The organism is Streptomyces sp. NBC_01013 (genome assembly GCF_045162765.1).
In the GTDB taxonomy this organism is placed as follows: domain Bacteria; phylum Actinomycetota; class Actinomycetes; order Streptomycetales; family Streptomycetaceae; genus Streptomyces.
This window is the reverse complement of record NZ_CP108687.1, coordinates 3390561-3408524: the sequence shown is the minus strand read 5'-3', so window position 1 is coordinate 3408524 and position 17964 is coordinate 3390561. Positions and strand designations below refer to the sequence as shown.

Genomic DNA, 17964 nt, shown 5'->3' with positions numbered 1-17964 from the left:
GGGCCGGGTCCTGCGGCGGTGGGCACAAGGGAACTAGCTCTCCTCGCCTGGCGTTGACCAGTACGGGAGGCTCCACTGGGGAGTGGAGCACCACCAAGCAAGGGTTCCCCTGCTGCACCACTTGGAGGGCGTACCGTGCACCGCCGGCACAACGGGCTGAGAACCGCCGTACTCCTCGGAGGCCTCTCCGCACTCATCATCGTCATCGGCAGCTTCTTCGGACGTACGGGTCTGATCGTCGCGCTCCTCGTAGCCCTCGGCACCAACGCCTACGCGTACTGGAACAGCGACAAGCTGGCACTGCGAGCCATGCGGGCCCGCCCGGTGAGCGAGTTCGAAGCGCCCCAGCTCTACCGCATGGTCCGTGAGCTCTCCACCGCGGCCCGACAGCCCATGCCGCGCCTCTACATCTCCCCGACCCAGGCCCCCAACGCCTTCGCGACCGGCCGCAACCCGCGCAACGCCGCCGTCTGCTGCACCGAAGGCATCCTTCAGATCCTGGACGAACGGGAACTGCGCGGCGTCCTCGGTCACGAGCTCAGCCATGTCTACAACCGCGACATCCTGATCTCGTCCGTCGCCGGAGCACTCGCCTCCGTCGTCATGTTCCTGGTCAACTTCGCCTGGCTGATCCCGATCGGCCGCTCCAACGACGACGAGGGCCCCGGCATCCTCGGCATGCTGCTGATCATGATCCTCGGCCCGCTCGCCGCCTCCGTGATCCAACTGGCCGTCAGCCGCTCCCGGGAATACGAGGCGGATGCCTCGGGCGCCCAGCTGACCGGCGACCCGTTGGCCCTGGCCGACGCCCTGCGGAAGCTGGACGCCGGCACCAAACAGCTTCCGCTGCCCCCTGAGCCCCGGATCGAGACCGCGAGCCACATGATGATCGCGAACCCGTTCCGACCCGGGCAGGGTATGTCCAAGATGTTCTCGACCCACCCGCCCATGGCCGAGCGCATCGCCCGACTCGAGCAGATGGCAGGTCATCGACCGTGAAGACAATTCTGAACGTCATTTGGCTGGTCCTGTGCGGCTTCTGGATGTTCCTCGGCTACCTGCTGGCGGGACTCCTGCTCTGCATCACGATCATCGGCATCCCCTTCGGCCTCGCGGCCTTCCGTATCGGCCTCTACGCCCTGTGGCCCTTCGGCCACCGGGTCGTCGACCGCCGGGACGCGGGTGCGCCCTCGTGCGTCGGCAATGTGCTGTGGCTGGTCCTCGCCGGCTGGTGGCTGGCGCTCGGTCACATCACCACAGGCATCGCCCTGTGCATCACGATCATCGGCATCCCCCTGGGCATCGCGAACTTCAAGCTGATCCCCGTCTCGCTGATGCCCTTCGGCAAGGAGATCGTCAGTACCGACGAAGAGTTCGCCGGCTGGTAGCGCACCGGGCGGCCCGCGGCGTACCGCCAGTCACACCCGGTGATGCGCAACCGCCCGACCGGCGCGAACGTCTTGGATACCAGGACCGAGTGACGGGTAGGTTGGCGCGCATGACCATCATCGGCTGGATCATCCTCGGACTCGTCGCGGGCGTCATCGCCAAGATCCTGCTGCCGGGCCGCGACCCCGGCGGCCTCGTGGGCACCACCCTCATCGGGATCGTCGGCGCCTTCCTGGGAGGCTGGATAGCGACACGCTTCCTGGACCGCACGATCAACAACGAGGACTTCTTCGACCCCGCGACCTGGGTCTCGGCCATCGGTGGCTCACTGGTCCTGCTGATCGCCTACCGGCTGCTGTTCGGGAACTCCCGCGAACGCCGCTGACGCCCGTCGTCCGCCGGGGCGCCGAGCCCCGTCTCGCGCAGCGTCAGGTTGAGCCGGCCACCACTCATCCCCGTCCCGGGGCCCGCTGTTCCGGGACGGATCCTCGGCACACCGTGGAACGCGTGACGCGACGGCCCGCCGAAGACGAACAGGTCGCCGGAGGCCAACTCCACGTCCGTGTAGGGCTGCCCCCGGCCCTCCGTGTTGCCGAAGCGGAAGACACAGGTGTCGCCGATGCTGAGCGACACGACGGGGGCACCGGACCGTTCCTCCTTGTCCTGGTGCATGCCCATCCGTGCCGCGTCGTCATAGAAGTTGATCAGCGCGGCGTCGGGTGCGTACCTCCGTACCGGACTCTCCGTCCCGTACGCCTCCACCACCGCCGCCCGCCCCAGCTCCGCGAGCCACTCCGGAAACGGGGCGACCGGCGCACCGTTCACGTCGTCCGCCGTTCGCGTGTACCGGTACGGCTGCCAGTGCCATCCCAGGCACACCGTCCGCACCGACATCACCCCGCCACCGGGCAGCGACGTGTGCCGCAGCGGAACGGGCCCGCGCGCCCACTCACGGCACGCCGCCACCAACTCCCGCTGCTGGGCGACCGACAGCCACTCCGGTACGTGCACGGCGCCCGGCGCGACCACGGCCCGCGGCCTCGGGAAGAGCCCGGTCATCAGCCCACCGCCAGGGCACCCTCGAGCCCCAGGAGCTGCTCCTTGCGCTCCAGGCCGCCCGCGTAACCCCGCAGCGCCCCGTCCGCACCGATCACCCGATGGCACGGCCGCACGACGAGCAACGGATTGCGCCCGATCGCCGTACCCACGGCCCGTACCCCCGCACCGGGGGAACCGACCCGCTCGGCGATCTGCCCGTACGACACCGTCTCGCCGTACGGAACACCGTCCAGAGCGGCCCAGACCCGGCACTGGAAGTCTGTGCCCCGGCCCTCGGCGTACACCAGGTCGAAGCGGGTCCGCCGCCCCTCGAAGTACTCCCGCAGCTGCGCGGCAATCCCCGCGAACGCCTCCGGCTCATGCAGCCAGTCGTCCTGGACGACCGCCGCACCCTTCTGACCCGGCAGGGAGAGCGAGACGAGCGCGACCCCCGCCGCGGTACCGGCAGGCCCCGCAACCTCCTCGCCGACCAGCAGCAGCTCACCCAGCGGGCTGCCGACCGTCGCGTACATGGTCATGACTCGTCCCTCTTCTCGTCCGTCGGCCGCCGGTCCACCGGCCGCCACGGACCAGTCTGCGTCGCCCGCACCGCCGCGACCGGCGGTATTCGGACATGCAGTCCGGGCGCGGAGCGATGCATTCCACCCCGTGCCCGGACCACCGCGTTCTACCGGTAGTTCGCGAACTGGACGTCGAAGTCGAAGTCCTGGCCCTTCACCAGCGCCTGTACGGCCTGCAGGTCGTCCCGGCTCTTCGAGCTGACCCGCAGCTCGTCGCCCTGGACCTGCGCCTTGACGCCCTTGGGGCCCTCGTCGCGAATGATCTTCGCGACCTTCTTGGCGTTCTCCTGCGAGATGCCTTCCTCGATCGTGCAGAACAGCTTGTACTCCTTGCCGGACAGCTGCGGCTCGCCCGCGTCCAGCGACTTCAGCGAGATGCCGCGCTTGATCAGCTTGGACTGGAAGATGTCGAGGATCGCCTTGACGCGCTCCTCGCCGCTCGCCTCCATCAGGATCTTCTCGCCGGACCAGGAGATCGAAGCTCCGGTGCCCTTGAAGTCGTAGCGCTGGGAGATCTCCTTGGCGGCCTGGTTGAGGGCGTTGTCGACCTCCTGCCGCTCGACCTTCGAGACGATGTCGAAACTGGAGTCGGCCATGACGTGTGGCTCCTTGTATCGGGGTGCTGGAAAGGAAGTGCTTGCAGGGGCGGTCGCGGCGCCCTCGGGCACCACGCCGCCAACAAAGCCTAGCCACCCGTGCCCGTCCTGGCCGCTGGTCAATCCAGTGGCGTAGCACCCCCGGGCATCAGGTATCGTTTACGTCGTTGCCACAGAGCACCACCGCAAGGTGGATCTCACGGCAGCATCCCTTGGCGGTGTGCCCGAGTGGCCAAAGGGAGCAGACTGTAAATCTGCCGGCTCAGCCTACCCAGGTTCGAACCCTGGCGCCGCCACAAAGCAAGGCCCTCGTCCTTCGGACGGGGGCCTTCTCTGTTGTGTCACGGTGTGCCGTGCTGAGCAACGTGAACATGGGATCCGTGCTGGTCAGCGCACGTCTGCGGGGTGTGCCCCTTCGGTTCGACGGGCGGGGGAAGGCCTCCTCGGAGGTGGCCGCGGCCCTCGGCGGGCGGCGGCCCGGCGCCTTCTGCCCCGAGGTTGCCGCCGGACTGCCCACGCCCCGTCGCCCCGCCGAGATCGTCGGTGCCGACGGGCACGACGTGCTGGACGGCCGGGCCCGCGTCGTGGACGACACCGGACACGAGGTGACGGACGCGTCCGTGGACGGCGCCAGGCGTGCGCCGGAGGCCGCGCCAGGGGCGGGCTGCACGGAGGCGCTGCTGATGGCCCGCAGCCCTTCGTGCGGGCGCGGCAGGGTTTATGACGGTACGTTCGCCGGTGGGTTGCGCGAGGGCGACGGGGTCACCGCGGCCCTGCTGGAGCTGCACGGCACCCCCGTCCGGCCCGCGACCGGAGACCGGTGGGGGCGGACGGTCACGCGGGACGGGAGCGGTTCCCCGTGACCTCCGGCACCGGCGGACTGCCCGGGCTCAGTTCCCCGCGATGTCCTTCACCGCGACCGAGACCGGGACGTTGCCCGAGATCAGTTCCAGCGTGAGGCCCGCCGTCGCCGGGGTGTCCAGCAGCTCCACGATCGCCGCCGCCACGTCGTCGCGCGGGACCGGGCCGCGCCCGGTCGACGCGGCGAGCAGGACCTGTCCGGTGCCCGCGTCGTTGGTCAGCATCCCGGGGCGCAGGATCGTCCAGTCGAGGGCCGGCTGCGCGCGCACGTACGCGTCCGCCGCCCCCTTGGCCCGCAGATAGACGTCGAACACCTCGTCGCCGGGGTGGTCCGGGTCGGCTCCCATGGACGACACCACGACATAACGCCGCACCCCCGCCCGCTGGGCCGCGTCCGCGAAGAGCACCGCGGCGCCCCGGTCCACCGTGTCCTTGCGGTCCGTGCCGCTGTTGGGGCCCGCTCCGGCCGCGAAGACCGCCGCGTCGGCGCCGCGCAGCGCTTCGGTGGCCTCCTCCACGGTGGCCGACTCGAGGTCCAGGACCACGGGTTCGGCGCCCACGGCGCGGAGTTCCTCGCTCTGCTGCGGGTTGCGGATGACGCCCGCCGCCTCGTCCCCGCGCGCAGCGAGCAGCCGCTCCAGCCGCAGCGCGATCTGACCATGTCCACCTGCGATGACAATGCGCATGGTGTCGACGGTACGCCGGAGCGGGCCGCCGCGCTCAAGGCCCGCCGCCGGTCCCGGAATCCGGTCTCCCCTGGCGCGGCAGCCCGAATGATCCGTCCGTCCCGGAGTCGCAGTACTCGCGTACCGCACTGGTCCGGGCCACCACCCGGCCGCGATGCACCACGATCCGGCTGTACGCGAGCGAGAGCACCCCGGTCAGCTGTGCCCCGCGTACGGCGAGCAGCTCTGCGGGGAAGCCCGCTTCGACCCGCACCTCTGGCAGCCCCATGGCGCTCCTGGCGTCCGCGGAGACGGCCTGGTAGGCGGGCTCCGCCCGCAGTCCGCCCTGGGACGCCAGCAGAAAGGCGGCTTCCAGTGGGTCGCCGCGTCCCACGGGGTTGGCGAGGTCGCGCAGCGCTCCGCTGCCCGCAGCGACCCGTACCCCTGCCGCGCGCAGCAGCCGTACGGGGGCGACGCCGCTCCGCTCGGCTCCGCAGCAGCCGCCCTGGGGAAGGCAGACGACCGTCACACCGGCTGCGGCGAGCTGGTCGGCGGCACGGCCGGCGGCATCCTCGGGAAGCCGGGAGAGGCCGGCACAGGGGCCGATGGAGACCCCTTGCCGCATCCCGGCCGCCGTGGTCGCGAACCTGGCCAGCCGGGCCGGATCGTCACTGTCCGTGTGCAGGTCCACGGGGCAGCCGTGCTCGGCGGCGACTTCGAGGACGGCCTCCGCGTACCCCGCCGGGTCGGGGTCCAGGTCGGGGCATCCGCCGACCGCACCGGCTCCCATCTTCAGCGCGTCGCGGAGCATCGCCAGGTTGCCGGCGCCTGCGACGCCGGTGAGCAGCCGGGGGACGGCGACCGCGGTCAGATCGGCGAGCCCGCGCAGCGAGCGGCGGGCCTGCAGGACGGCTTCGAGGGCGCCGAGGCCCGCCATGTCGCCGATCCGCACGTGCGAGCGCAGGGCGGTCGCGCCGTGGCCGAGCTGGAGCAACGCGGCCTCGGTGGCGCGCCGCTGGATGTCTTCGGGGTGCTGCGAGGCGGGTCCGGGGGCGTCGGGCCCGGCAACGTCGGCGGTGAGCGCGGTGTCGCTGTGGGCGTGCGGCTCGGCGGGGGCGGGGAGCAGCAGGTAGCCGCGCAAGTCCACGCGGGCACCGGGCGCGACGAGGCTGCCGGCGGTGCCGACGGCCTCGATGCGGGCGCCGCCGAGCCGTACGTCCACGATGCGGCCGTCGGTGAGACGGGCGCCGCAGAGCGTCAGGGCGGAGCTCTCCGGGTCGGGGGAGGCATCGGCCGCGTGGTCGTCCGGCCGCCGCGGCTGACTGTCGGGCATCACGGCTCCTGGATGGGGGCAAGATCACTCAGAGTGAGTTGAGCTTAGGGGCGTGCCCGGTTCGGTTCGAGGAGGAGCCAAATAGTCGTACCGGTGCGCGCAAGCCTCAGCCCCAGTGCGGGGCCTCGGGTGGACGCGGCTGATCAAGGGCGGGGGCGACGCCGGTCCGGGGCTCGGACGGGGCCGGACCAAGCGCTGGGAGCGAGGTCGCTCAAGGACTCGGGCGGGACTGATCAAGCGCCCGGAGCGGTGCCGGTCAGGAGCTCGGGCGGGACTGATCAAGGGCGCGGAGCCGTGCTGATCAAGGGCTCGGGATGGGGCTTCGAAACGGATTTGGGCGATCGGCGACCGACCGTGTAATGTCTTCATCGCTCGCCCCAATAGCTCAGTCGGTAGAGCGTCTCCATGGTAAGGAGAAGGTCTGCGGTTCGATTCCGCATTGGGGCTCTGGTGATCGGGAAACCCCGCTTCGGCGGGGGGACTCAGTCATCAAAGCGGTGTAGCTCAGTCGGTAGAGCAAGCGGCTCATAATCGCTGTGTCACCGGTTCAAGTCCGGTCACCGCTACTAACAGTAGCCGATTGTGGGGTCGGTCCTCCGATCGGCTACTCTTTTTTTTGCGTTCATCCGTCCACCGTCCGTCCAAGGAGCACTCACGTGGCTGCCACCGACGTCCGCCCGAAGATCACGCTGGCCTGCGTGGAGTGCAAGGAGCGGAACTACATCACCAAGAAGAACCGGCGTAACAACCCGGACCGACTTGAGATGAAGAAGCATTGCCCGCGCTGCAACTCGCACACTGCGCACCGCGAAACGCGCTGAATCAGGCTCGTACACGAGGCCGTCCCCATTGGGGGCGGCCTCGTGTCGTTGTACGGGGCTGTCCTTCGGCCCCTTCGTCTTTCATCAGGAGGTTGCGAGCTCATGGCGCTCGACCAGTCCTTCGTGGGACGGACCTATCCGCCCACCCCGCCGTACGAGGTCGGCCGGGAGAAGATCCGCGAGTTCGCCGAGGCGGTGGGCGACGCGAATCCCGTGTACGTCGACCCCGAGGCGGCCAGGGCGCTCGGTCACAGTGATGTGATCGCGCCGCCGACGTTCGTGTTCTCGATCACCTTCAAGGCCGCCGGTCAGGTCGTGGAGGACCCGCAGCTGGGTCTGGACTACAGCCGGGTGGTGCACGGTGATCAGAAGTTCGTCTATGTGCGTCCGGTGCGGGCGGGGGACCGGCTGACGGTCACCTCGACGATCGAGGCGGTCAAGTCCATGGCGGGCAACGACATCCTGGATGTTCGTGGCGAGGTCTACGACGAGTCCGGTGAGCATGTCGTGACGGCGTGGACGAAACTGGTGGCGCGCGCCGCCGAGGAGGCCTGATGGCGGCGAAGGTGAGTTACGACTCGGTCGAGGTCGGAACGGAACTGCCGCCGCAGTTCTTCCCGGTCACCCGGGCGGCGCTGGTGCAGTACGCGGGCGCGTCGGGCGACTTCAATCCGATCCACTGGAACGAGAAGTTCGCCCGCGAGGTCGGGCTGGAGGATGTGATCGCCCACGGCATGTTCACCATGGCCGAGGCGATCCGTGTGGTCACCGACTGGGCCGGCGATCCGGGCTCGGTCATCGAGTACGGGGTCCGGTTCACCAAGCCGGTCGTCGTGCCCGACGACGACAAGGGTGCGCTGATCGAGGTCAGCGGCAAGGTGGCCGCACTGCTGGACGACCGGCGGGTGCGGGTTGACCTGACGGTGATGAGTGCCGGCAAGAAGGTGCTGGGCATGTCCCGTGCCGTGGTGCAGCTCGCCTGAAGCTGTTGAGGGGCGATGTAAGGGGCGCGGTCCTTTGGGCCGTGCCCCTTACGTATGCGCGGGCTATGGGGCCGTGTTCCTTACGTACCCCGCTCCATGGGGCTGTGTTCCTTGCGTGTGCGCGGGCCGCGGGGCCTGTCCCTTGCGCATGCCCGCTCCACGGGCCGTGCCCGTATGCATGCGAGGCACTTACGCATGTGCGCCCCGTGGGGCGGCGCCCTTCACGGCCTCACCCGGTCGCTACCCATCAGGGGTTCGCGGGCGTCACGGATCAGCGGTTCGGGCGAGTCCGTTGACTAAGTTAGTGATTGAGTACTAACTTAGGGGCATGGCAAGGATGAGTGCAGACGAGCGGCGCGAGAGCGTCATCCGGGCGGCGATCACCGAATTCGCCCGGGGCGGGTACAGTGCCACCTCCACCGAGGCGATCGCCAGGCGCGTAGGTGTCTCGCAGCCGTACCTGTTCCGTCTCTTCTCCAACAAGCAGGCGATGTTCCTGGCCGCTACCGAGCGATGCCTGGAAGACACCCGCAAGGTCTTCGCGGACGCGGCGGAGGGGCTGGAGGGCGAGGCGGCGCTCCACGCCATGGCGACCGCCTACCAGCGGCTGATTCTTCACGACCCCGACAAGCTGCTGATGCAGATGCAGCTGTACTCGGCCGTAGCGGCGGCCGAGGCGGCCGGGGACCACGAGTTCGGCGAGTCGGCGCGGGCGGGATGGCTCCAGCTCTGGGACGACGTGCACCTCGCGCTCGGGGCCGACGCCGACGAGACGACGACCTTCCTCGCCTACGGAATGCTTGCCAATACTCTGACCTCGCTCGGCTTTCCGGCCGGCCACCGGGTCTGGTCCGGGTTCTACTCCTCGGCCAGGCCCGACGCCTGACCGGTTCCACCCGGGTTCGGCCCGGTTTTCTGCCCATCGAAGTTAGTCATCAATAACTAACCCCCAGGGGGAGCAGTGGACCAGCACACGAAGGGCCGCGCGGGAGCGGCCTGGGCCCTTGTCATCACCAGCGTGGCCGGCTTCATGGCGGCTCTGGACAACCTCGTCGTCACCACGGCCCTGCCGTCCATCCGCGAGAGCCTCGGCGGTGAACCGGAGGAGCTCGTGTGGACGGTGAACGCGTACACCCTCACCTTCGCGGTGCTGCTGATGTTCGGTGCCTCCCTCGGTGACCGGTTCGGTCGACGCCGGCTCTTCACCATCGGGCTCGCCGTCTTCACCGGTGCATCGGCCGCAGCCGCCCTCTCGCCCGGGATCAACGAACTCATCGCCTTCCGTGCCGTCCAGGGCGTGGGCGCGGCCATCATGATGCCGCTGACGCTCACCCTGCTCACGGCCGCCGTGCCGGCCGCCCGCCGGGGCGCCGCGCTGGGCATCTTCGGCGCCGCTACCGGACTGGCGGTGGCCAGCGGCCCGCTGATCGGCGGCGGTCTCACCGAGCACATGTCCTGGCAGTGGATCTTCTGGCTGAACGTCCCGATCGGGCTGCTCCTGCTGCCGCTCGCCAGGCTGCGCCTCGCCGAGTCCTACGCCCCCGAATCCCGGCTCGACGTGCCCGGCACCCTCCTGGTCAGCGCGGGGCTCTTCGGAATCGTCTACGGCCTCGTGAACGCCAACGCCGACGGCTGGACCAGCCCCACCGTCCTGACCGCCCTGATCGCCGGTACCGCGCTCATCGGCGGATTCATCCGCCACGGGTTCCGCGTCAGGAACCCGATCCTGCCCATGCGCCTCTTCAAGGACCGGGCGTTCTTCGGGATCAACATGGCCAGTCTGCTGATGTTCTTCGGCATGTTCGGTTCGATCTACCTGCTCAGCCAGTACTTCCAGGGCGTCCTGGGCTACTCGCCCACCGAGGCCGGACTGCGGATGCTGCCCTGGACCGGCATGCCGATGCTGGTGGCGCCCATCGCCGGGGTGCTCGCCGACCGGCTCGGTGGCCGCCCGGTGGTCGTGACCGGGCTCGCCCTGCAGGCCGTCGGCCTCGGACTGTTCGCCATGGCCCTCGCGCCCGACGCCTCCTACGTCTCGCAGCTTCCGGCACTGACCGTCAGCGGCGTCGGCATGGCCCTGTACTTCGCACCCGCCGCCAGCCTGGTGATGTCCAGCGTCCGCCCCGGCGAACAGGGCATCGCCTCCGGTGCCAACAACGCGCTGCGCGAGGTCGGCGGTGCCCTCGGGGTCGCCGTGCTCGCCACGGTCTTCTCCTCGCAGGGCGGTTACGGCTCCGCCCGGTCCTTCACGGACGGGATCGTCCCCGCGGTCGGGATCGGGGCCGTTGTGGTGGCGCTCGCCGCGCTCGCCGCCCTGCTGATACCGCGCCGTCGTCCCGTCACTCCGGTCGAGGAGTCCGAGCAGGCCGAGGCGCGGGTCCCCGTACCCGCCTGACAGGTCGGCACGCCCGTACGGTCCGCTGCCCCGCCCGACGGTGGGGCAGCGGACCGTACTCTTGTCCCCGTGCAGGAACTCCACGACGCGCCCCTCGCCCCCCTGACCACCTTCCGGCTCGGCGGACCCGCCACCCGCCTCCTCACCGCGACGACCGACGCCGACGTGGTCGACGCCGTGCGCGAGGCCGACGACAGCGGCACCCCGCTCCTGGTGATCGGCGGCGGCAGCAATCTGGTCATCGGCGACAAGGGCTTCGAAGGCACCGCCCTGCGGATCATGACCAAGGGATTCGTGCTGGACGGGACGACGGTCGAACTGGCCGCCGGAGAGGTCTGGACGGACGCCGTCACCCGCAGCGTGGAGGCCGGACTGGCCGGCCTCGAATGCCTGGCCGGCATCCCCGGCTCCGCTGGGGCGACCCCGATCCAGAACGTCGGGGCGTACGGACAGGAGGTGTCGTCCACCATCACGGAGGTCGTCGCCTATGACCGGCACACCCGGGAGACGGTGACCATTCCGAACTCCGAGTGCGCCTTCGCTTACCGGCACAGTCGCTTCAAGGCCGAACCCGACCGGTTCGTGGTGCTGCGTGTCCGCTTCGGGCTGGAGGACGCGGGCGGCCTGTCCGCCCCGCTCAAGTACCCGGAAACGGCCCGCGCCATGGGCGTCCAGGAGGGGGAGCGCGTTCCCGCCGCGGCCGCTCGCGAAACCGTGCTCCGGCTCCGCGCCGGGAAGGGCATGGTGCTCGATCCCGAGGACCACGACACCTGGTCGGCCGGGTCCTTCTTCACCAACCCCATCCTCGACCCGGCCGAGTTCGAGGCGTTCCTCGCACGGGTCACGGAACGCCTCGGGCCGGACGTCACGCCCCCCGCCTTCCCCGCGGGCGGGGGACGCACCAAGACCTCGGCGGCCTGGCTCATCGACCGGGCCGGTTTCACCAAGGGATACGGCTCCGGCCCGGCCCGCATCTCCACCAAGCACACCCTCGCCCTCACCAACCGCGGCGCGGCGAGCACCGAGGACCTGCTGGCCCTGGCGAGGGAGGTCGTCGCCGGGGTCCACGCGACCTTCGGTGTCACGCTCGTCAACGAACCAGTGACCGTCGGAGTGAGCCTGTAGGGGCCCGCCCCTCAGTACGCCACGCCCACCCCCTGTTTCACCGTCGCCGGGTCGTCGGTGAGCGCCAGCATCGCGTGCGCAACGTCGGCCCGGGAGATGGACCGGCCGCTGCGCGGATTGCTACCGATGACCGTGCGGTAGGTGCCCGTCAGCGGCCCATTGGTGAGCTTCGGCGGCCGCACCGACGTCCAGTCCGTGGCGGAAGCCGCCAGCGCGGCCTCCATGGCCGTGAGGTCCGCGTAGACCTCCCTCAGGATCGCGCCGATCGCCGAGAGCATCATCCGGTCGAGCAACGGGTCGTCCGCGGGCTTCGGTGCGACGGGGGCCGCGCTCACCACGAGCAGTCGCCGTGTCCCCTCCGCCTCCATGGCCGTCAGGACGCTGCGGGTCAGCCGCTCGGCGATCCCGCCGGCCTTCCGGCCCCGCGAACCCAGACCGGAGAGCACCGCGTCGGAACCCGCGACCGCCTCACGCAACGCCTCCGGATCGTCGATACGGGCCGTGGTGTGGACCGTGAGGCCGGAGAGCGGCACCGGCAGCCGCGCGGGATCGCGGACCACCGCCGTCACCCCGTGCCCCGCCGCCGTCGCCTGGCGGACGATCTCCTGCCCGATGCCGCCTGTCGCGCCGAACACTGTGAGCTTCATGGCGCACCCTCCTCGGGTGGGTAAGTATTCACTCACCTCTAGAGTGAGTGGGTACTCACCCACCCGTCAAGCTTCGTTGGAGTGCACATGGAGCAGAGGCCGGCCCGCGCCCGCATCATCGACGCCGCCCACCAGCTGATGCTCACGATCGGACTGGCCCGGGCCACCACCAAGGAGATCGCCAAGGCCGCCGGCTGCTCCGAGGCCGCGCTCTACAAGAACTTCGCGAGCAAGGAGGAGCTCTTCGTGGTGGTGCTCAGGGAACGGCTGCCCAAGATCGACGGGATCCTGAAGCGCCTGATAGCCGACCCGGGGGAGGGGGAACGGACGGTGGAGCGCAATCTCGCCGAGATCGCCCGCGAGGCCGCCCTCTTCTACGAGCAGAGCTTCCCGATCGCCGCGTCCCTCTACGCCGAGCCCAGGCTCAAGGAGCGCCACAACGCGGCGATGCGCGAGCTGGGCGTCGGCCCGCACATGCCCATCCGCGGGGTCGACACGTATCTGCGCGCCGAACAGTCCGCAGGCCGGGTACGGGCCGACGCCGACACCTACGCGGCCGCCTCCCTGCTGATGGGGGCCTGCGCCCAGCGGGCCTTCGCCTACGACGCCACGGAGACCGGCGGGCCTCCTCAGTCGCTCGACGCCTTCGCCGCCTCGATCGCCCGGATGCTGCTGAGCGGGCTCGCGGAGTAGGCCGCGAGCGGACGCGGGTCAGCCCGCGGGCTTGGCCAGCCAGTCGTCGACGCCCGCCAGAAGCTCCGCACGCACCGCGTCGGGCGCCGCCGAACCCCGTACCGACTGGCGGGCCAGCTCCGCCAGCTCCTCGTCCGTGAACGCGTGGTGACGGCGCACGAGGTCGTACTGGGCTGCCAGCCGGGAGCCGAAGAGCAGCGGGTCGTCCGCGCCGAGCGCCATCGGCACACCGGCCTCGAACAAAGTGCGCAGGGGGACGTCGGACGGCTTCTCGTAGACGCCGAGCGCCACGTTCGACGCCGGGCAGACCTCGCAGGTCACCCCACGCTCGGCCAGCCTGCGCAGCAGCCGCGGGTCCTCGGCGGCCCGCACTCCGTGTCCGACCCGGGATGCGTCCAGGTCGTCCAGGCAGTCGCGGACGCTGGAGGGGCCCGAGAGCTCACCGCCGTGCGGGGCCGCCAGCAGTCCGCCCTCCCTGGCGATGGCGAAGGCCCGGTCGAAGTCACGGGCCATGCCGCGCCGCTCGTCGTTGGAGAGTCCGAATCCGACGACGCCCCGGTCCGCGTACCGCACCGCGAGCCGTGCCAGCGTCCTGGCGTCCAGTGGATGCTTCATCCGGTTGGCCGCGATCACCACCCGCATCGGCAGCCCGGTCTCGCGCGACGCGCTGTCCACCGCGTCCAGGATGATCTCGATCGCCGGGATGAGCCCGCCGAGCAGGGGCGCGTACGAGGTGGGGTCGACCTGGATCTCCAGCCAGCCGGAGCCGTCCGCCACATCCTCCTGGGCGGCCTCGCGCACCAGCCGCTGGATGTCGTCGGGAGTCCGCAGACAGGACCGGGCGATGTCGTAGAGCCGCTGGAAGCGGAACCAGCCGCGCTCGTCCGTCGCCCGCAGTTGGGGCGGCTCGCCGCCGGTCAGTGCCTCGGGCAGCCGCACGCCGTACTTGTCGGCGAGTTCGAGCAGCGTCGTGGGCCGCATCGACCCGGTGAAATGCAAGTGCAGGTGGGCCTTGGGCAACAGCCGTACATCACGCTCCATTCAAAGATCTTGCCGCACGGACGGGGTGCGGCGGTAGCCGGTTCCCCCATCGAGTTGTCCCTGGAACGGATAAGCGAACAAGAAAACGACCCCCGGCCGGAGCCGGGGGTCGCCACTGAAAGCCGACCGAGCGGGAGGCCCTGGGCTCGCTCGTCCGGATCGTGCCGGGCTCGCGGGTCCGGCACGCACACCTGCGGCGTCGCTCCCTGACCCGGCCCGATCCAGACGAAGGCCCTAGGCCTTGGCCTCGCCCAGCAGCTTCTGGAGCCGCGAGACGCCCTCGACGAGGTCGTCGTCACCCAGCGCGTACGAAAGGCGCAGGTAGCCCGGAGTGCCGAAGGCCTCGCCCGGCACGACCGCGACCTCGGCCTCGTCCAGGATCAGCGCCGCCAGCTCGACCGAGGTGGCGGGGCGCTTGCCGCGGATCTCCTTGCCGAGCAGCTCCTTCACCGACGGGTACGCGTAGAACGCGCCCTCGGGCTCCGGGCACAGGACGCCGTCGATCTCGTTGAGCATCCGCACGATGGTCTGCCGGCGCCGGTCGAAGGCGGTGCGCATCTCGGCGACCGCGTCCAGGTTTCCGGAGACGGCGGCCAGCGCGGCGATCTGGGCGACGTTGGAGACGTTGGAGGTGGCGTGGGACTGCAGGTTGGTCGCGGCCTTCACCACGTCCTTGGGGCCGACGATCCACCCCACGCGCCAGCCGGTCATCGCGTACGTCTTGGCGACGCCGTTGACCACGATGCACTTGTCGCGCAGCTCGGGCACGATCGCCGGCAGCGAGGTGAACGTCGCGTCGCCGTAGACCAGGTGCTCGTAGATCTCGTCGGTCAGCACCCACAGACCGTGCTCGACGGCCCACTTGCCGATCGCCTCGGCGTCCGCCTCGCTGTAGACCGCACCGGTCGGGTTCGAGGGGGAGACGAACAGGACGACCTTCGTACGCTCCGTGCGCGCCGCCTCCAGCTGCTCCACCGAGACCCGGTAGCCGGTGGTCTCGTCGGCCACGACATCCACCGGCACGCCGCCGGCGAGGCGGATCGACTCGGGGTAGGTGGTCCAGTACGGCGCCGGGACGATGACCTCGTCACCCGGGTCGAGGATCGCGGCGAATGCCTCGTAGATGGCCTGCTTGCCGCCGTTGGTCACCAGGATCTGGGAGGCGTCGACCTCGTACCCGGAGTCGCGCAGCGTCTTCTCTGCAATGGCGGCCTTGAGCTCGGGGAGCCCGCCGGCGGGGGTGTAGCGGTGGTACTTCGGGTTGCGGCAGGCCTCGACCGCGGCGTCGACGATGTAGCCGGGGGTCGGGAAGTCGGGCTCGCCGGCACCGAAGCCGATCACCGGACGGCCGGCGGCCTTGAGGGCCTTGGCCTTGGCGTCGACGGCGAGGGTGGCGGACTCGGAGATGGCACCGATGCGGGCGGAGACCCGGCGCTCGGAGGGAGAAGTAGCAGCGCTCATGCCCCCATGCTCCCAGACCGTATTCCCCGTCGGCACAGGGGTTTCAGGGACCGGACAGCACTCGGACAGCATGCGGACGGATGAGCGGACAGCATCGGACAGGAACGGTCGGGAGCTATCTGTTCGACGCCGGGCCGCTGAGCACGTACACTCACCTGTCGTTGGCCTTCACCAGCCGCACCGTTCCTGCACCCGAAGCATTCGGGGACATGCGGTAGGTTGGTGGAAACCACAAAGGGTCGTAGCTCAATTGGTAGAGCACTGGTCTCCAAAACCAGCGGTTGGGGGTTCAAGTCCCTCCGGCCCTGCTACACACTCCTTCGCCAGGATGTGTGCGCATGTACGTACTTCAATGCACCGCCGTGCGGCTCCACCGGGCGCGGCACGGCCATGACCCGGAATCAGGTGAGAAGCGTGACGGACGCCGTGGGCTCCATCGACATGCCTGATGCCGAGGACGAAGTCCCCGAGTCGAAGAAGAAGACCCGGAAGGGCGGCAAGCGCGGCAAGAAGGGCCCTCTGGGCCGTCTCGCGCTGTTCTACCGCCAGATCGTCGCCGAGCTGCGCAAGGTCGTCTGGCCGTCGCGCAACCAGCTGACGACATACACCTCAGTGGTGATTGTGTTCGTGGTCGTCATGATTGGTCTTGTTACCGTGATTGACTTCGGATTCCAGCGGGTCATCAAGTACGTCTTCGGCTGATCCCGCGGAGGGCGCCTCATGGGCGCCCCTTTCGCATGTTCCACCCATATGTATCCAGGAAGAAGCAGCCACCGTGTCTGACCCGAACCTGAACGACGCCATCGAGCCGACGGCGGGCGCCTTCGAGTCCGCCGAGGACGAGCTCGACATCGTCGAGGCGGCGGACGCTGTGGAGCCGGACCAGGCTGAAGCTGCCGACGCCGCCGCGGGCGAGCCCGCCGAGCAGGCCGCCGTGAACACCGAGGAGTCCGCCGAGGACGAGGCCGGTGAGGACGAGGGCGAGAGCCCCGAGGCCGAGGAAGCCGCCGACGAGGCCGACGAGGAAGAGGCCGAGCCGGCCGAGCCCGTCGACGCCGTCACCGCCCTGCGCGAGGAGCTCCGCGGCCTCCCGGGCGAGTGGTACGTCATTCACACGTACGCCGGTTACGAGAAGCGTGTGAAGGCCAACCTGGAGCAGCGTGCCGTCTCGCTGAACGTGGAGGAGTTCGTCTATCAGGCCGAGGTGCCTGAGGAGGAAATCGTCCAGATCAAGAACGGCGAGCGCAAGAACGTCCGCCAGAACAAGCTCCCGGGTTACGTCCTGGTGCGCATGGACCTGACGAACGAGTCCTGGGGCGTCGTCCGCAACACGCCCGGCGTCACCGGCTTCGTGGGCAACGCCTACGACCCGTATCCGCTGACCCTGGACGAGATCGTCAAGATGCTCGCCCCGGAGGCCGAGGAGAAGGCCGCCCGTGAGGCCGCAGAGGCCGAGGGCAAGCCGGCTCCGTCCCGCAAGGTCGAGGTCCAGGTGCTGGACTTCGAGGTGGGCGACTCCGTCACCGTCACCGACGGCCCGTTCGCGACGCTGCAGGCGACGATCAACGAGATCAACGCCGACTCGAAGAAGGTCAAGGGTCTCGTAGAGATCTTCGGCCGCGAGACTCCGGTCGAGCTCAGCTTCGACCAGATCCAGAAGAACTAGCGGTTATCCGCCAGCTTCTGGACACATGCCTACCGAGCAGGTCAGACCGGCTGTCACAGCAGGTCTGACCTGCTCGGTTTTTGGTCGCGCAGCTATACCCGTTATCGTTGTGCGGTATGCCTGCATCCGGATGACCGGATGACGGCGAAAACTCTCACTAGGACCCGGAGAGAGCACATGCCTCCCAAGAAGAAGAAGGTCACGGGGCTTATCAAGCTCCAGATCAACGCCGGTGCGGCCAACCCGGCCCCGCCGGTCGGCCCCGCACTGGGCCAGCACGGCGTCAACATCATGGAGTTCTGCAAGGCCTACAACGCCGCGACCGAGTCGCAGCGTGGCATGGTCGTGCCGGTGGAGATCACGGTCTACGACGACCGTTCCTTCACCTTCATCACCAAGACTCCGCCGGCTGCCAAGCTGATCCTCAAGGCCGCGGGTGTGGACAAGGGCTCCGGCGAGCCTCACAAGACCAAGGTTGCCAAGCTGACGGCTGCCCAGGTCCGCGAGATCGCCACGACGAAGCTCCCCGACCTGAACGCCAATGACCTCGACGCCGCGTCGAAGATCATCGCCGGCACCGCCCGTTCCATGGGCATCACGGTCGAAGGCTGATTCAGCCCCACCCCCTCAGTGGTAGGACCAAGCGCTGGTCCGCACCACGACTCCACA

Annotated in this window: 22 protein-coding genes and 4 tRNA genes; 18 read left to right on the top strand and 8 right to left on the bottom strand. The window is 69.6% G+C overall.

Annotated elements, in window-relative coordinates:
* The first annotated feature begins 135 nt into the window (after nt 1–135).
* The 3 genes from htpX to OG538_RS14570 all read left to right on the top strand — a co-directional run bounded on the left by htpX (nt 136) and on the right by OG538_RS14570 (nt 1774).
* Nucleotides 136–999: a zinc metalloprotease HtpX gene (htpX, locus tag OG538_RS14580; RefSeq protein WP_406093687.1), complete on the top strand. Its 864-nt coding sequence runs from the start codon at nt 136–138 to the stop codon at nt 997–999.
* The gene (locus OG538_RS14575) at nt 996–1388 is read left to right on the top strand and encodes a YccF domain-containing protein (RefSeq protein ID WP_406093685.1); all 393 of its coding nucleotides are present in this window, start codon (nt 996–998) and stop codon (nt 1386–1388) included. The genes htpX and OG538_RS14575 overlap by 4 nt, the downstream gene beginning before the upstream one ends.
* A gap of 110 nt (nt 1389–1498) precedes the next feature.
* Nucleotides 1499–1774 carry a GlsB/YeaQ/YmgE family stress response membrane protein gene (locus OG538_RS14570; protein WP_406093683.1) on the top strand — a complete coding sequence of 92 codons (276 nt, stop codon included), beginning with the start codon at nt 1499–1501 and terminating at the stop codon, nt 1772–1774.
* On the opposite strand, the gene OG538_RS14565 is transcribed toward OG538_RS14570, so the two are convergent.
* From OG538_RS14565 to OG538_RS14555, 3 genes are all read right to left on the bottom strand, one after another.
* The gene (locus tag OG538_RS14565; protein WP_406093681.1) at nt 1735–2448 is read right to left on the bottom strand and encodes an alpha-ketoglutarate-dependent dioxygenase AlkB family protein; all 714 of its coding nucleotides are present in this window, start codon (nt 2446–2448) and stop codon (nt 1735–1737) included. The two genes, OG538_RS14570 and OG538_RS14565, sit on opposite strands and share 40 nt — an antisense overlap.
* Nucleotides 2448–2966, bottom strand: a complete 519-nt coding sequence (locus OG538_RS14560; protein WP_406093680.1) for a methylated-DNA--[protein]-cysteine S-methyltransferase — start codon at nt 2964–2966, stop codon at nt 2448–2450. The genes OG538_RS14565 and OG538_RS14560 overlap by 1 nt, the downstream gene beginning before the upstream one ends.
* Before the next feature lie 149 nt (nt 2967–3115).
* Entirely contained in the window at nt 3116–3604 is a 489-nt protein-coding gene (locus OG538_RS14555; protein WP_350999268.1) for a YajQ family cyclic di-GMP-binding protein, read from the bottom strand.
* Between the two features lie 214 nt (nt 3605–3818).
* Between OG538_RS14555 and OG538_RS14550 the strand changes: the two genes are divergently transcribed.
* Nucleotides 3819–3900 (top strand) — tRNA-Tyr (locus OG538_RS14550).
* 75 nt (nt 3901–3975) lie between these two features.
* A complete protein-coding gene (locus tag OG538_RS14545; RefSeq protein WP_406100137.1) occupies nt 3976–4467 on the top strand; it encodes a DUF523 domain-containing protein in 492 nt (163 codons plus the stop codon).
* Nucleotides 4468–4494: 27 nt separating this feature from the next.
* Here OG538_RS14545 and OG538_RS14540 read toward each other — a convergent pair whose 3' ends face one another.
* Together OG538_RS14540 and OG538_RS14535 are read right to left on the bottom strand one after the other, a co-directional pair.
* Nucleotides 4495–5151, bottom strand: coding sequence for an SDR family oxidoreductase (locus tag OG538_RS14540; RefSeq protein ID WP_406093677.1), 657 nt, complete (start codon nt 5149–5151; stop codon nt 4495–4497).
* Between the two features lie 34 nt (nt 5152–5185).
* Nucleotides 5186–6463, bottom strand: a complete 1278-nt coding sequence (locus OG538_RS14535; protein WP_406093675.1) for an amidohydrolase family protein — start codon at nt 6461–6463, stop codon at nt 5186–5188.
* Nucleotides 6464–6837: 374 nt separating this feature from the next.
* Between OG538_RS14535 and OG538_RS14530 the strand changes: the two genes are divergently transcribed.
* From OG538_RS14530 to OG538_RS14495, 8 genes are all read left to right on the top strand, one after another.
* A tRNA-Thr gene (locus OG538_RS14530) sits at nt 6838–6910 on the top strand.
* 46 nt (nt 6911–6956) lie between these two features.
* Nucleotides 6957–7029, top strand: a tRNA-Met gene (locus tag OG538_RS14525).
* A gap of 90 nt (nt 7030–7119) precedes the next feature.
* Nucleotides 7120–7284, top strand: a complete 165-nt coding sequence (gene rpmG / locus OG538_RS14520) for a 50S ribosomal protein L33 (RefSeq protein ID WP_003956487.1) — start codon at nt 7120–7122, stop codon at nt 7282–7284.
* A 102-nt stretch (nt 7285–7386) separates the two neighbouring features.
* Complete coding sequence (locus tag OG538_RS14515) at nt 7387–7839, top strand: MaoC family dehydratase N-terminal domain-containing protein (protein WP_406093673.1); 453 nt, start codon at nt 7387–7389, stop codon at nt 7837–7839.
* Nucleotides 7839–8267 carry a MaoC family dehydratase gene (locus tag OG538_RS14510; protein WP_406093671.1) on the top strand — a complete coding sequence of 143 codons (429 nt, stop codon included), beginning with the start codon at nt 7839–7841 and terminating at the stop codon, nt 8265–8267. The genes OG538_RS14515 and OG538_RS14510 overlap by 1 nt, the downstream gene beginning before the upstream one ends.
* Nucleotides 8268–8604: 337 nt before the next feature.
* Nucleotides 8605–9153 carry a TetR/AcrR family transcriptional regulator gene (locus tag OG538_RS14505; protein WP_406100135.1) on the top strand — a complete coding sequence of 183 codons (549 nt, stop codon included), beginning with the start codon at nt 8605–8607 and terminating at the stop codon, nt 9151–9153.
* Nucleotides 9154–9228: 75 nt separating this feature from the next.
* Complete coding sequence (locus OG538_RS14500) at nt 9229–10662, top strand: DHA2 family efflux MFS transporter permease subunit (protein ID WP_406093669.1); 1434 nt, start codon at nt 9229–9231, stop codon at nt 10660–10662.
* Between the two features lie 69 nt (nt 10663–10731).
* Complete coding sequence (locus OG538_RS14495; RefSeq protein WP_406093667.1) at nt 10732–11787, top strand: UDP-N-acetylmuramate dehydrogenase; 1056 nt, start codon at nt 10732–10734, stop codon at nt 11785–11787.
* 11 nt (nt 11788–11798) lie between these two features.
* Here OG538_RS14495 and OG538_RS14490 read toward each other — a convergent pair whose 3' ends face one another.
* Nucleotides 11799–12434, bottom strand: coding sequence for an NAD(P)-dependent oxidoreductase (locus tag OG538_RS14490; protein ID WP_406093665.1), 636 nt, complete (start codon nt 12432–12434; stop codon nt 11799–11801).
* Between the two features lie 87 nt (nt 12435–12521).
* Here OG538_RS14490 and OG538_RS14485 point away from each other — a divergent pair, with 87 nt between their 5' ends.
* On the top strand, nt 12522–13127 hold the full coding sequence (locus OG538_RS14485; RefSeq protein WP_406093663.1) for a TetR/AcrR family transcriptional regulator: 606 nt from the start codon (nt 12522–12524) through the stop codon (nt 13125–13127).
* Between the two features lie 18 nt (nt 13128–13145).
* On the opposite strand, the gene OG538_RS14480 is transcribed toward OG538_RS14485, so the two are convergent.
* A complete protein-coding gene (locus tag OG538_RS14480; RefSeq protein ID WP_406093661.1) occupies nt 13146–14168 on the bottom strand; it encodes an adenosine deaminase in 1023 nt (340 codons plus the stop codon).
* A 234-nt stretch (nt 14169–14402) separates the two neighbouring features.
* A complete protein-coding gene (locus tag OG538_RS14475) occupies nt 14403–15629 on the bottom strand; it encodes a pyridoxal phosphate-dependent aminotransferase (protein WP_359313799.1) in 1227 nt (408 codons plus the stop codon).
* A gap of 235 nt (nt 15630–15864) precedes the next feature.
* Between OG538_RS14475 and OG538_RS14470 the strand changes: the two genes are divergently transcribed.
* The 4 genes from OG538_RS14470 (at nt 15865) to rplK (ending at nt 17907) form a co-directional block, all read left to right on the top strand.
* Nucleotides 15865–15937: transfer RNA gene (locus tag OG538_RS14470), tRNA-Trp, on the top strand.
* A gap of 106 nt (nt 15938–16043) precedes the next feature.
* Nucleotides 16044–16331 (top strand): preprotein translocase subunit SecE, encoded by a 288-nt coding sequence (gene secE / locus OG538_RS14465; protein WP_356322388.1) that lies wholly within the window; start codon nt 16044–16046, stop codon nt 16329–16331.
* Nucleotides 16332–16404: 73 nt separating this feature from the next.
* The gene (gene nusG / locus OG538_RS14460; RefSeq protein WP_406093658.1) at nt 16405–17295 is read left to right on the top strand and encodes a transcription termination/antitermination protein NusG; all 891 of its coding nucleotides are present in this window, start codon (nt 16405–16407) and stop codon (nt 17293–17295) included.
* A 177-nt stretch (nt 17296–17472) separates the two neighbouring features.
* Entirely contained in the window at nt 17473–17907 is a 435-nt protein-coding gene (rplK, locus tag OG538_RS14455; RefSeq protein ID WP_024494105.1) for a 50S ribosomal protein L11, read from the top strand.
* Nucleotides 17908–17964 lie beyond the last annotated feature (57 nt).

What these genes read in the sequence shown, in the direction of transcription:
- OG538_RS14560 (WP_406093680.1), bottom strand. Translation starts at nt 2,966, where the DNA reads ATGACCATGTACGCGACGGTCGGCAGCCCGCTGGGTGAGCTGCTGCTG.
- OG538_RS14570 (WP_406093683.1), top strand. Translation starts at nt 1,499, where the DNA reads ATGACCATCATCGGCTGGATCATCCTCGGACTCGTCGCGGGCGTCATC.
- OG538_RS14475 (WP_359313799.1), bottom strand. Translation starts at nt 15,629, where the DNA reads ATGAGCGCTGCTACTTCTCCCTCCGAGCGCCGGGTCTCCGCCCGCATC.
- OG538_RS14535 (WP_406093675.1), bottom strand. Translation starts at nt 6,463, where the DNA reads ATGCCCGACAGTCAGCCGCGGCGGCCGGACGACCACGCGGCCGATGCC.
- OG538_RS14540 (WP_406093677.1), bottom strand. Translation starts at nt 5,151, where the DNA reads ATGCGCATTGTCATCGCAGGTGGACATGGTCAGATCGCGCTGCGGCTG.
- OG538_RS14510 (WP_406093671.1), top strand. Translation starts at nt 7,839, where the DNA reads ATGGCGGCGAAGGTGAGTTACGACTCGGTCGAGGTCGGAACGGAACTG.
- OG538_RS14505 (WP_406100135.1), top strand. Translation starts at nt 8,605, where the DNA reads ATGAGTGCAGACGAGCGGCGCGAGAGCGTCATCCGGGCGGCGATCACC.
- OG538_RS14490 (WP_406093665.1), bottom strand. Translation starts at nt 12,434, where the DNA reads ATGAAGCTCACAGTGTTCGGCGCGACAGGCGGCATCGGGCAGGAGATC.
- OG538_RS14555 (WP_350999268.1), bottom strand. Translation starts at nt 3,604, where the DNA reads ATGGCCGACTCCAGTTTCGACATCGTCTCGAAGGTCGAGCGGCAGGAG.
- rplK (WP_024494105.1), top strand. Translation starts at nt 17,473, where the DNA reads ATGCCTCCCAAGAAGAAGAAGGTCACGGGGCTTATCAAGCTCCAGATC.
- OG538_RS14480 (WP_406093661.1), bottom strand. Translation starts at nt 14,168, where the DNA reads ATGGAGCGTGATGTACGGCTGTTGCCCAAGGCCCACCTGCACTTGCAT.
- OG538_RS14485 (WP_406093663.1), top strand. Translation starts at nt 12,522, where the DNA reads ATGGAGCAGAGGCCGGCCCGCGCCCGCATCATCGACGCCGCCCACCAG.
- OG538_RS14545 (WP_406100137.1), top strand. Translation starts at nt 3,976, where the DNA reads ATGGGATCCGTGCTGGTCAGCGCACGTCTGCGGGGTGTGCCCCTTCGG.
- OG538_RS14565 (WP_406093681.1), bottom strand. Translation starts at nt 2,448, where the DNA reads ATGACCGGGCTCTTCCCGAGGCCGCGGGCCGTGGTCGCGCCGGGCGCC.
- OG538_RS14515 (WP_406093673.1), top strand. Translation starts at nt 7,387, where the DNA reads ATGGCGCTCGACCAGTCCTTCGTGGGACGGACCTATCCGCCCACCCCG.